This window comes from Brucella grignonensis, assembly GCF_002252505.1.
GTDB classification, from domain to species: domain Bacteria; phylum Pseudomonadota; class Alphaproteobacteria; order Rhizobiales; family Rhizobiaceae; genus Brucella; species Brucella grignonensis.
The window spans coordinates 52121-64629 of the sequence record NZ_NNRL01000163.1 but is presented as its reverse complement, the minus strand read 5'-3'; the positions used below and the strand labels follow the sequence as shown (position 1 = coordinate 64629).

Sequence of the window (12509 nt, the reverse complement as noted above, 5' to 3'; positions counted from 1 at the left end):
TCTCAAGAGGAAATCATGAAGAAATTCCTGAACGATCCCGTCAATTTCGTGGATGAGATGCTCGAAGGCATCTATCGGGCGCATCCCGAGCTTACCTTTGTCGATAATGACAAGCGTTGCATGGTCACAGCCAATACCAAATCCGGCAAGGTCGGCATTGCAACAGGTGGCGGCTCCGGACACCTGCCGCTGTTCCTCGGCTATATTGGCGAAGGCATGATCGATGGCGCAGCTGTCGGCGGCGTCTTCCAGTCGCCAAGCTCGGAACAGATGTATCAGGTCACCAAGGCTATCGATCAGGGCGCAGGCGTTCTCTACATCTATGGCAACTATAGCGGCGACATTATCAATTTCGATATGGCTGCAGAACTTGCCGATCTCGATGGCATCGCCGTCAAACAGGTTATCGGCAATGATGATGTGGCGTCCTCGGTTGTCGGTGAAGAACACAAGCGTCGCGGCGTCGCCGGTATCTTCTTTGTCTACAAAGCAGCTGGTGCCGCTGCAGCCAACGGTCTGTCGCTGGATGAAGTGACACGTCTTGCCGACAAGGCACGTCTGCGCACTCGCACCATGGGTGTTGCACTTTCCAGCTGCGTTGTACCGGAAATCGGTCACGCAACCTTCTCCATCGGAGAAGATGAAATGGAAATCGGCATGGGCATCCATGGCGAGCCGGGCATCAGCCGCAAGAAGCTTGCCAGCGCTGATGCAGTCATCGACGAGCTGATGGAACGTATTTTTGTCGAGCAGGCCTATGCCAAGAGCGACGAAGTTGCCGTGCTGGTCAATGGTCTTGGCGGCACGCCGCTTGAAGAGCTTTACATCATGTTCCGCCGGGTTTCCCAGCTGTTTGATGAGCGTGGCGTCAAGGTCAGGCATGTCTGGATCGGCGAGTTTGCCACGTCCATGGAAATGGCTGGCGCGTCAGTTTCCGTGCTGCATCTTGATGAAGAACTGGAGCCACTGGTTGCCGCATCCGCTAATACCCCATTTTTCAAGCATTTTGCGGGTTGAGGTGCAGCCATGAACGTCATTACAGCATCTGATCTGATCAATCTCTTCGACAGCTGGAAGCAGCTTTTTGCAGAACAGCGCGAATTCCTTATCGCGCTGGACGGCAAGGTTGGCGATAGCGATCTCGGCATCACCATGAGCAAGGCCTTTGCAGCAGCTTCAGAAGCTGTCCATGCGGAAGGTGAAGCTGCGGGTATCGCCAAGCTTCTGCGTACAGCTGGCGCCACTATGGCCCGCGTCGCGCCATCAACCATGGGTACGCTGACCGCAACCGGCTTCCTGCGTGCAAGCAAGGCCTGTGACGGTATCGACGAGCTGGGAACCGCAGAGATTGCCGCTTTCTGGCGCGCATATCGTGATGGTATTGCCGAGCGCGGCAAGGCAAAGGTTGGCGACAAGACGCTTCTCGATGTGCTTGATCCAATCGCTCTAACCCTTGAAGCTCAAGCAGCGGCTGGTGCCTCGCTTGCCGATGCGCTTGCAGCTGCAGCCAAGGCGGCCGAAGATGCGCTTGAAGCGACCAAAACGATGGTTGCCCAGCACGGCAAGGCCGCAGCTTTTCAGGAAAAGACCATCGGTCTTCAGGACGCAGGCGCAACTGTCGGAATGCTGCTGATTACCAGCATGTCGGCTTTCGTTTCTGCAAACTAAAAGCGAATAGTTCTTAAGACAGAAGAAGCCCCGCGCTTATGCGTTCGGGGCTTCTTTCATTCCATTACGGATTCGCTTGATGACGGTGAGGATCAGAAGCGCGCACAGCACCGGCTGCAACCAGAACATCCATTGTGGCAGAATGCCATCAATGGCGATCCAGGCACCAAGCACACCAAAGACCACAGCGCGGTCGCTTTTGCCCATTGGTCCATCGTAACGGCGGCTTGATCCGAGCGAGGCTGCCGTCACGCCGACAAACTCCGTCAGCGTGGCGATGAAGATAATCGCGAATATCCACAGCGACGAAAACGGCGCGATGATCGCAAAAGGCGCATAGAGCGCCGCGTCGGAAATCACATCGCCGATCTCGTTGAGATAGGCACCCAGCATGGATTTCTGACCATGTTCGCGCGCCAGCATACCATCAACTGCATTGAGCGCCATGCGCAGAAAAAGCCAGACCGGCACCAGCGCAAACCAGATCGCATTCCCGTTCAGCCCAAGAAAAGCACCAAGAACAATTGAAGCCAAGGCGGCGGCAACAGTCACCTGATTGGCCGTCACACCTTTTGCTGCAAGCTGCACGACAAGAGGTCTCAACAAGTTCTGGAAACGGGACTTAAGTTGATAAACAGACATAAGAAACTTTCGGGAAACTTTTGGAAATGACGATTATGTAGAAATCAGCTATTTGCGGCCGGCCTTAGCTCGTTTATTCAAACATTCTGTTCTACTCAATAGTAACTGGGTCGAATAACTTGGAGTTCATCCCGAAAAATGGGAGAAGGCCTGTTGAGAGGAGAAATGATGAGCCAGCGCACAGAATTGCCGGGGCATGAAACGGCGTCACATCGTGAACCGCTAGAATCCCATTTCGTCACCCATGACGGCACTTCGCTGTTCTATCGTTTCTGGCCTGCCCGCTCTGAAAAGCCGAAGGGCATTATCGTTCTCCTGCATCGTGGCCACGAGCATAGCGGACGTGTGAGCCATCTCGTGGATGAGCTCGGTCTTGATGATTATGCATTCTATGCCTGGGATGCACGCGGCCACGGAAACTCTCCGGGCGTGCGCGGCTTTTCGCCGTCATTCGGTGCTTCGATCCGCGATCTTGATAGTTTCGTTGCCCATATCCGCAATGAAACCGGTATAAGAAACGAAGACGTCGCGCTGATTGCGCAGAGCGTCGGCGCCGTTCTGGCGAGCGCATGGGTACATGACTATGCGCCCAATATCCGTGCGCTGGTCATGGCGTCGCCAGCCTTCGACATCAAGCTTTATGTGCCTTTCGCCAAAGAGGGCATCGCGCTCTGGCAGAAACTCAAAGGCACGTTCTTCGTCAATTCCTACGTCAAACCGCAGTTTCTCACCCATGATCGGGAGCGCATTGAATCCTATCGCACCGATCCGCTGATTACACGGCCAATCGCCTCGCATATTCTGCTTCAGCTGTATGAGGCAGCAAAGCGCGTGGTGGATGATGCGCGGGCGATTACCGTTCCGACACAGCTTCTCATTTCCGGCAGCGATTTTGTCGTGCGACCAACGCCACAGCACCGCTTTTTTGAGAACCTCGGCAGCCGCATCAAAGAGCGCCATGTGCTCAAAGGTTTTTACCATGACACGCTGGGCGAACGGGATCGCAAACCGGCTCTCGCGCTGATCCATGATTTCATCGAAGCGCGTTTTGCGGAAGCACCACAACGCGCTGATCTGACGGATGCCCATATTGCAGGCCATACGCGCGATGAGGCTGACAAACTATCAAGTCCGCTACCGCTGCTTTCACCGCGCGGGCTTTACTGGGCATCAACGCGCGCCTCTATCGGCTTTGGCTCGCTTTTGTCGGAAGGTCTGAAAGTTGGTCGTCGTACCGGTTTCGATTCAGGCTCCACGCTTGATTATGTCTACGAGAATGAAGCACGAGGCTTAGGCCCCGGCGGCAAGCTCATCGACAAACAGTTTCTGGAAGCCATTGGCTGGCGAGGCATTCGCCAGCGCAAAGTGCATCTTGAGGAACTCATCAGACACGCCATCAGGCGGCTGGAAAGCGAAGGTCGATCGACCAATATCCTCGACATTGCATGTGGGCATGGCCGCTATGTGATTGATGCGGTGGTGCGTGCCGGCGAATTGCCGGACAGCATTCATCTTCGCGATTACTCGCCGATCAATGTGCTGGCTGGCCGCAAGCTCATCAAGGATCGCGGTCTTGAAGCAATCGCTCATATGGAAGAAGGCGATGCGTTCAACGAAGAAAGTCTGGCAACGGTCACACCACAGCCAGACCTTGCGATTGTGTCGGGGCTTTATGAGCTTTTCCCGGACAATGCGCTCATTAACCGGTCGCTTTCGGGTCTCGCCCGCGTGCAGAAGCCGGGCTCACTGCTCATTTACACCAACCAGCCATGGCATCCGCAGCTTGAAATGATCGCGCGGGCGCTCACGTCACATCGCGGCGGACAGGCATGGGTGATGCGCCGCCGCACACAGGGCGAAATGGATCAGCTCGTCGAAAAGGCGGGCTATCGCAAGATCGAACAACGCACCGATCAATGGGGCATCTTTACCGTATCGATTGCGGAACGGATCGGAGACGCTGAAGCGTGACCACGCAATTGACGGAGCTTGATGGTTTCTCGCGGCGGCCTGTGATCCGCCGCGCGATCTTTTGGCTTCTGTTTCTCGCGCCCTTTTTTTACCTGACCTACGGCACGGCCAACTGGCTTGCATCGCTCCATGATGACGTGCCGAACCTCGCTTTCAACTGGGAAGGCCATGTTCCCTTTATCGCGTGGAGCATCATTCCCTATTGGTCGGTCAATCTGTTTTATGCGATTGCGCTGTTCATCAATGACAGCACCGAACAGGTCGACCGGCTGGCGAAGCGTTATCTCACGGCACAGATTATCGCGGTTCTTTGCTTCGTCGCTTTTCCGTTGACCGCAACCTTTGTAAAACCGGCAACGGCTGGTCTTCCGGGTTTTATGTTCGATGTGCTTGGCGGGTTCGACAAACCCTTTAATCAGGCGCCCTCGCTGCATATCGCGCTGTTGATCATCATCTGGGATCAGATGCGCCGCATAATGGGCGATACCATGCGCGTGGTCTGGCATGTCTGGTGTCTGCTGATCGGTCTGTCAGTGCTGACGACCTATCAGCATCACGCGGTCGATATTCCGGCGGGCGCTCTGCTTGGCCTGTTCGCCTTGTGGCTTTTCCCGCGCAGCGGTCCTTCGCCGCTGGCAGAGTTTCAGTTTACAGCAGACCCCAAAGCCAGAAGGATCGGGTTTTACTATCTGGCGGGTGCAATCCTGTTTCTGGTGCTCGCCATCCATGGCCTGACCGTCACCGGTTATGCGATTTTCTGGCTTTGGCCTGCAACGGCACTGGCCATTGTAGCGCTTGGCTATTTCGGTGCGGGCCTCGGCATTTTCCAGAAAATGACAGACGGTTCGGTCAGTCTCGCAAGCCGCTGGCTGCTTTGGCCTTACCGGCTTTTTGCCCGGCTGAATGTACGGTTCTGGACACGCAAGCTGCCGCCGCATGTCGAGCTTGCCGACGGGGTGTTTCTCGGACGTTTTCCAAAAGCCGCAGAACTTTCTTCCTTTGCTGCCGTCATCGATCTCGCCGCTGAAATGGTGCCGCCACCCCATTCTATAGAATGGAAGAGTTTCGGCACGATTGATCTGGTCGCGCCGTCATCGGAAAAAGTGCAACTGGCCTCCGATGCCGTTCAAGCCGCACGCCATCACGGTCCGGTGCTCATCTGTTGTGCGCTTGGCTTTCAGCGCAGCGCAACGGTTGCGGTCGCATGGCTTGTCTCTACTGGCCGCGTCGTCAATGCACGGGAAGCCGAAGTGCTGATACGTTCCAAAGCCTGGCCGGTCCATCTGCATTTGGCGGAGGAGCTGACATGAATACGCCTGCAGCGTCCATAGCAATTGTTCTACGCCGCAATGCCTTTCTCGGCATCGTTGTCGCCGTGGCTTTGCTTGCGGTCGCGCCCTTCATGCGCCCGGTGCATGATCTGGCCTTCTGGCTGATCTGGCCGCTTTTGTTGGTAAGCGCGTTGATCGTGCTGGGTATCGCTGCGCACCTCTTGTTTGATGCAGCACTTTTCAAGCTGATCGCCGGTTCCGATGAAACGGGATTGGGTGAGGTAGACAGCATTCTTGAGCGCATGGGCCTGCGCTCCAATGACGGCACGGTCCGTCCACTTGCGAAAAGGATAGAAGGCTCGCGACGCATCATGGGGCGTCTGCGGTTCTTCATGGGGCTGGGTATCGTGCTTTTCATTCTGCTGGCCACAGTGCCATTGGGTCAGGGGCTGTGACATGCGGGAACTGATCCGCCATCAGGTGCAATCGACGTTCGGTTCGTTTCTGGCAATCCTGTCGCGCGGGATTACCGGCGTGCGTCCAATCTGGAGCGGCACCGGTCCGTCGCGCAATCAGCGTATCTATTTTGCTAACCATACAAGCCACGGCGATTTCATCCTGCTTTCCTCCTGTCTCGATCAGGAGGAGCGCGCGCGCACCCGTGCTGTCGCCGGTGCCGATTACTGGCGGGGCAACCGCGTGCGTCAGTTCATGGCCGAAGTTCTGTTGCGCACCGTGCTTGTTGAGCGCAACTGGGTGGAACGCACGCAAGACCCGATGGAAGTGATGCTGAAAGCGCTGGCCGATGGTCATTCACTCATCATCTTTCCCGAAGGCACACGCAACATGACCGATGAAGCGCTGCTACGCTTTCGTTCCGGCATCTACAATCTGGCGCTGGCACGCCCCGATGTCGAGCTGGTGCCATGCTGGATCGAAAACATGTCGCGCGTGCTGCCCAAGGGCGCAATGCTGCCGGTGCCGCTTCTTTGCCGTGTCATTTTCGGTGCGCCGGTGCAGCTTGGCGAGGGTGAGGACCGCAAGGAATTTCTCGCCCGCGCCCGTCAGAGCCTTCTCGATATTCAGCCCCAGAATGGTAATCACTCATGAGTGAAACGACCCGATTATTCCTTGGCCTCATGGGCGTTCTGATAACGGCAAGCGCCGTTGCCGGTGTTCTTTCATGGCGCGCGCCGAAGCCGCTTTCATCCACGCTGGTCAATCTCAATGCCCGCATCAAGGCATGGTGGATCATGGTCGGCGCCATGTGCATCGCCTTCCTGTTCGGCAAGGGTGGCGTAATCGTGCTGTTCGCGCTGATCTCGTTTGCCGCCTTGCGCGAATATGCGACGCTGACGCAGACAAGACGCGCCGACCATCGCGTGCTGCTCGGCATGTTCCTGCTGGTCATTCCGGTGCAATATTATCTGATCTGGATCGACTGGTACGGGCTCTATTCCATCTTCATCCCGGTCTACTGCTTCCTCGCCATGCCGGTTCTGACTGCGCTTTCCGGCGACACGTCCCGCTTTCTGGAGCGTATCAGCGAACAGCAATGGGGCATCATGCTGTCGGTCTATTGCATCAGCCATGTGCCCGCGCTGATGACGCTGGATATTCCCGGTTTTGACGGTAAGAAACTGCTTCTGATCGCGTTTCTGGTGGCCACCGTGCAGGGCAGTGATGTGCTGCAGTATATTTTCGGAAAGCTGTTCGGCAAGCATCGCATCGCGCCCAGCATATCGCCGTCCAAAACGTGGGAAGGTTTTGTGGGCGGGGTTGCGAGCGCCTCTCTTCTGGGAGCCGGTCTTGCATGGCTGACGCCGTTTTCGCCGGTTCAGGCGGGTGCCCTTGCGGCTACATCATGCATCATGGGTTTCTTCGGTGGGCTTGTTGCTTCCGCCATCAAGCGCGATCGCGGCGTGAAGGACTGGGGCCACATGATCGAAGGACATGGCGGGATGCTCGACCGGGCCGACAGCCTCGTCTTTTCGGCTCCGGTCTTCTTCCATATTGTGCGCTATTTCTGGACGTAACTCTCCCAGACCCGAATGTGACGAGACGAAGCCTCTGAAATCCCGGATACAATAAAAACTTGTTACCCGATTTTGCAGGTCTTTATTTCGCGCTGTCCGTTAACGCCTTTAAGCCTTTCGGGGTGGGAAATGCGATATAATTGAAAGGTTGAAACGATGAAAATTGCAGGTATCTGCGCTTTTATTCTGGCATCGGTCACCGCAGGCGGCGCTATGGCGCAAGGCCAGGCCACACAGCAGATGACACCGGAAGCGCTCTATAAAGCAGCACAGAACCAGCTCGGTATCGTCGAGTACTGCAAGGACAAAGGCTTCGCGACACAGGAAGACATCGACAGCCAGCAATCCATCATGAAGATCATGCAGGCGCCCGCCGATAAGTCTGGACTTGAAGAGGCGCAGGCGGCCGGTAAAAAGGGCGTCGTTCAGTCGATGGGCCAAGAGACCGACGTCGAGGATTACGCCAAGACCTCTGGCAAGAGCGTTGAGCCTTTCTGCCAACAGATCACATCGGCGATCAAGCAGGCCGCAGCTCAGCTGCCGAAGTAAAACGTCACCCTCGTTTGCAGCGGTGGAATGCTCTCCATCGTTGCGGCTATCGGCCATTTTTGCTGAAATGCAACAGCATCCACATAAGATGAGTATATTGCTCATATATTATTGCGTTTGCACAAGCGCATAACTATGGTGCCGCCACGAAAATGTGGTGCCCACCGTGAACCAATCTGACAAATCCAAGCTGACATCGGCCTTTCCTCTGCAGGAAATCGCTGACATCGATGCTGCCATTACAGATTATTATGACGAACTGTGTCGTGCGGTCCGTCGGCGCGGACACGCATCTTCAAACGCCAATGAAATTGTCCATGATCTTTATGTGAGACTCAAGGAACGCAGAACCGACCTTGAAGGCAAGTCGTCGTTGCGCGCCTTTTTAACACGCGCTGCGATCAATCTTGGTCTTGATCGGTTTCGACGTGAACACTTTGAAGCGAAGCTATTTTCCGGCACCGAAGACGAAGCCGCAAACATTGTAAGCAAGGACGCAAATCCTGATCTGGCACTGGATATGCCGCGACGCCTCGCCTGTCTGCGCGATGCGATCATGGAATTGCCGTTGCGCCAGCGCCGCGTTTTCATCGCTCACCGGATTGGCAATCTGTCGCCCGACGAAATAGCCACGCGCTTTGGAATTACCCGCAATATGGTGGACAGGCATCTGCGGAAAGCGCTTATATACTGCCTCATACGGCTCGACGAACTGGATCAGGCATGAGGCGCGCGACCGTAAAAAGACAGGATAAGACCGAGCGTCTCATCCAGGAGCAGGCTGTCGACTGGCTGATGCGGCTTCAGGCTTCGCCCAAAGACCCGACTGTCGTTGAAGCGTGCGCACTCTGGCGCACCAGCGACGCACGGCATGAGCTGGCATTTACCAAAGCTGCACGCGTTTTCAGCGATACGCGCTTTCTGCTCCTTCAGGATGCAGATTTCGCCCGGACCGCTGCCAGAAAGCCGCGTTATCCGGTAAGCGTGGCTTTAAGTTCCATGCTTTTATTTGGCGCACTTGCGGGTGGTTTTATCACTTTCGACGGCCCGATGTGGCTGCGTGCAGATGCCATGTCGGCCAGCAGCGAAATGCCGGTCATCAAACTTGAGGACGGCTCGACCGTCCAGCTCAATGCAGGCTCGGCAATCGCTTTCGACATAACGGACGGCGAACGTCGGGTTCAACTTCTTCGCGGCGAGGCCTATTTCACCGTTGCTCCAGATCCGCAGAGGCCATTCACGGTCAGAGCAGCCAATGGCGAAGTAACCGCGCTCGGCACCCAGTTCGACGTGAAGCTGAAAGATGGCGGTGCCGATGTGGTTGTCACTGAACATGCTGTTCAGGTACAGACCAGCACCACATCATCAACACAAAACCCACTGGACACGCTTCAGCTTGAGCAGGGACACAGTGTCTTCTACGACAACAAGAATGGCATTGGGCAGATCGCCATGATCGATCCAGAACTCACTGCGTCGTGGCGTCGTGGCCGTCTGGTTTTTGAGAACCAGCCTCTGGAACATGTAGTCGAAGATATTGCACGCCACCTTCCCGGTCGGGTGATGATTGCGAGCAGAGATCTGGCCGAACGCCGGATTACCGGCACCTTCGATCTATCCGCACCATCGACAGCGCTTGATGACTTTATCAAGGTTTTCGATTTGAAGGCGATGCGCGTGGGTTCATTGCTCACAGTGCTGCATAATTAATTTTCTGCCGAATGTCCCAAACACTCAATTTCATTCGTCCAGTCCATGAAAGGCAATTTGCGCAACCCGCGCGAGAGCCTCGGCACCAAAACGCCCAACGCCTTGAACGTTGAGACTGGAAACAACATGAAAAGCCCCGCTTCGCGCATTCTCACTGGCTGCGCACGTCCCTTATTTGCTTCACTGCTTTTGAGCGGTACTGTTTTAAGCCCCATCCTGACCACACCTGCATTTGCACAGGCTGCAGTACAATCCGTCGCTGTCAACATTCCGGCCGGTGCGCTTTCGACCGCGCTCAATCGTCTTGCTGTGCAAACGGGTCTGCAAATCGCATTTGATGCATCCGTCACCAGTGGGCTCAACACCTCGGGCGTAAGTGGAACCATGGCACCAGCCGAAGCGCTTTCCGCTTTGCTGCGCAACACCGATATCCAGTATCGCTTCACCGGCAACCGCACAGTGCGGCTGGAACGTGAAGCAACGGGAAACAACGCGGCTTTGCCTGCTGTCGACGGTGCTGTGCAGCTCGATACGATCAGCTTTTCGCAGATCACCGGCGTAAATTTTGCTGATCTGGACCCACGCGTCTCCCAGATTACCCCTGAACAGATGCAGCAGGCACAGGCCTCGACAATTCCGGAACTTATCAAAAAGACACCCGGTGTCGCAATGCTGGGCGGGGTACGCACCGAAGGTCAGTCGATTTCGATCCGCGGTTTCTCGCGCCAAAGTGATGTTCGTGTTCTCCTCGACGGTGCCCCAAAGAACTTCGAAAAATACGATCAGGGCACCATCTTCGTCGAACCTGAACTGCTCAAGCGCGTCGAGATTGAAAAGGGTGCAACCTCCGTTCGTTACGGCAATGGCGGCTTCGGCGGCACCGTGAAACTTGAGAGCAAGGACGCAGCCGATATGCTGCGCGAAGGCGAAAACTGGGGCGCATGGGGTAAAACCGCTTACCAGACCGCCAACAAGCAGTTTCTGGAAACCGGCGCAGTTTATGGTCGCTCCAATCTTGGCACGGGCATGACTTTCGACGGCATTGCCAGTCTGACCTGGCGCAAGGGCGACAACATGCGCGTTGGCGGCGGCGAGACCTATAATTATTCCAGTTCCGAGCTGACTTCCTTCTCCGGCAAACTTTCCGGTGAATATGGCGGACATACCCTGAAGGCTTCAGTTCTTTATGGTGAAAGTGCCAATTGGGGACCGCTCGCAGCCATTCGCGGCCAGCTTCAACCGACCAGCAACAGTCTCGTTCCCGGAACGCCCGCCTATAAGGAAGCAATGCGCAGGCTTCTCGCTTGGCGAGAGCTGAAAGATTTCACTTCGGTTGTCGAACACACTTACGATGGCAACAGCGACCTCGTGAACACGCGCATCATGGCAAGCTATTCCTCAACCGACATGCATGCAGAACGTGCTGCTGGTGTAAACGGGACAGCCTCTCTTGGCGGCACCGAGAATGATGCGAAATATTCGGATTTTCATATCGAGGCAGAAAACACCTCCAACTTTGAAATTGGCGGCATTGACCACAGTCTGAACTACGGTGTGCAATATAACCACCACGTTCGTGATGTGACGATGTTCGACATCACAAAGAAGAAAGACAAGAACTATAATTACGGCTATTACGCGCCGTGGATCATGCCAGGCGGCAAACAGGATGTGACGTCCTTCTTCATGCGTGATCGCATGGCCATCACTGACAAGCTGACCATCACGCCCGGCATCCGCTATGACTATGTTCGCTCCGAAGGCGAGCCAAATGCTGCTGCGATCTATAACGATCCGAAAGCCGGACACGACTATTCGTCAGCATCTCACCATGGTTTCACACCAGCCATCAGCGCATCGTATCAGATAACGCCGACCACCCGGCTTTTTGCCGATTGGGCTTACGCAATGCGCGCTCCTAACATCGATGAAATCTACTCGGTACAGAGCGGACGCACCCAGACATCGGGAACCAGCAGGGATCTTGCAGTCGAACGCAACAACACGATCAACATCGGTGCGGACACTTCGTTCAGCGGCATCTTTACCGATACCGATATGCTGATGGTGCGCGGTTCCTTCTTCAATAATCATGTCACCAATCCTGTGGCGCGGCGGGTGGGCAGCGCAAACAAGGTCGGCCTGAAAAATGGCGAAGTACCGTTTTACTGGAACATGCCGTCCTACTATTCGCGCGGCGTGGAGCTGGAAGCCCATTATGAGAACGACTTCATGTTCGCAGATGCCAGCCTGACTTACATGATCGGCAGACGTCAGGGCACGGTCAACAATATCTATGGACCAGACAGCTATATCAACGACATTATGCCGACGACGGTTATAACGACCCTCGGCTATAAACTTCCCGATCAGGATATCAATTTTGGCTGGACGGGAACCTTTGTCGACAAGCAGGACAGAACCTCATATGTCAAAGGTGACCAGAGCTACAATCGACCAAAGACTCCCGGATATGCCGTACACGACCTGTTCTTCAACTGGACACCGACGCAAGGTTTCATGAAGGATTCCGAACTGCGTCTCGCATTGGAAAACGTATTCGATAAAGAGTACGAACCATATCTGACGGATGGCATCACGGCCATGCCGGGCCGCAATCTGAAAGTTTCTTTCAGCCGCAAGTTCTGAAAATGAAGATGCG

General features: G+C 55.3%; 12 protein-coding genes. 11 read left to right on the top strand and 1 reads right to left on the bottom strand.

Translation table 11 applies throughout. The features are described from left to right. Positions 1-15 precede the first annotated feature (15 nt). Positions 16-1017, top strand: coding sequence for a dihydroxyacetone kinase subunit DhaK (locus CEV33_RS14165; RefSeq protein ID WP_094541095.1), 1002 nt, complete (start codon positions 16-18; stop codon positions 1015-1017). Positions 1018-1026: 9 nt separating this feature from the next. Further along, positions 1027-1668 carry a dihydroxyacetone kinase family protein gene (locus CEV33_RS14160; protein WP_094541094.1) on the top strand — a complete coding sequence of 214 codons (642 nt, stop codon included), beginning with the start codon at positions 1027-1029 and terminating at the stop codon, positions 1666-1668. Positions 1669-1704: 36 nt separating this feature from the next. Here CEV33_RS14160 and CEV33_RS14155 read toward each other — a convergent pair whose 3' ends face one another. Beyond that, a complete protein-coding gene (locus CEV33_RS14155; protein ID WP_094541093.1) occupies positions 1705-2310 on the bottom strand; it encodes a CDP-alcohol phosphatidyltransferase family protein in 606 nt (201 codons plus the stop codon). Positions 2311-2478: 168 nt separating this feature from the next. Here CEV33_RS14155 and CEV33_RS14150 point away from each other — a divergent pair, with 168 nt between their 5' ends. The 9 genes from CEV33_RS14150 to CEV33_RS14110 all read left to right on the top strand — a co-directional run bounded on the left by CEV33_RS14150 (position 2479) and on the right by CEV33_RS14110 (position 12496). Beyond that, the gene (locus CEV33_RS14150) at positions 2479-4281 is read left to right on the top strand and encodes a bifunctional alpha/beta hydrolase/class I SAM-dependent methyltransferase (RefSeq protein WP_094541092.1); all 1803 of its coding nucleotides are present in this window, start codon (positions 2479-2481) and stop codon (positions 4279-4281) included. Beyond that, on the top strand, positions 4278-5591 hold the full coding sequence (locus tag CEV33_RS14145; protein ID WP_094541091.1) for a phosphatase PAP2/dual specificity phosphatase family protein: 1314 nt from the start codon (positions 4278-4280) through the stop codon (positions 5589-5591). The genes CEV33_RS14150 and CEV33_RS14145 overlap by 4 nt, the downstream gene beginning before the upstream one ends. Next, on the top strand, positions 5588-6007 hold the full coding sequence (locus tag CEV33_RS14140) for a hypothetical protein (RefSeq protein ID WP_094541090.1): 420 nt from the start codon (positions 5588-5590) through the stop codon (positions 6005-6007). The genes CEV33_RS14145 and CEV33_RS14140 overlap by 4 nt, the downstream gene beginning before the upstream one ends. A gap of 1 nt (position 6008) precedes the next feature. Beyond that, complete coding sequence (locus tag CEV33_RS14135; protein WP_011982634.1) at positions 6009-6662, top strand: lysophospholipid acyltransferase family protein; 654 nt, start codon at positions 6009-6011, stop codon at positions 6660-6662. Then, positions 6659-7588: a phosphatidate cytidylyltransferase gene (locus CEV33_RS14130; RefSeq protein WP_094541089.1), complete on the top strand. Its 930-nt coding sequence runs from the start codon at positions 6659-6661 to the stop codon at positions 7586-7588. The genes CEV33_RS14135 and CEV33_RS14130 overlap by 4 nt, the downstream gene beginning before the upstream one ends. Before the next feature lie 156 nt (positions 7589-7744). Further along, complete coding sequence (locus CEV33_RS14125; protein ID WP_094541088.1) at positions 7745-8137, top strand: hypothetical protein; 393 nt, start codon at positions 7745-7747, stop codon at positions 8135-8137. 166 nt (positions 8138-8303) lie between these two features. Next, on the top strand, positions 8304-8864 hold the full coding sequence (locus CEV33_RS14120) for an RNA polymerase sigma factor (protein WP_328588569.1): 561 nt from the start codon (positions 8304-8306) through the stop codon (positions 8862-8864). Next, entirely contained in the window at positions 8861-9847 is a 987-nt protein-coding gene (locus CEV33_RS14115; protein ID WP_094541086.1) for a FecR family protein, read from the top strand. Before CEV33_RS14120 ends, CEV33_RS14115 begins: the two co-directional genes overlap by 4 nt. A 126-nt stretch (positions 9848-9973) precedes the next feature. Then, entirely contained in the window at positions 9974-12496 is a 2523-nt protein-coding gene (locus CEV33_RS14110) for a TonB-dependent receptor (RefSeq protein WP_094541720.1), read from the top strand. The last annotated feature ends 13 nt before the right edge of the window (positions 12497-12509 follow it).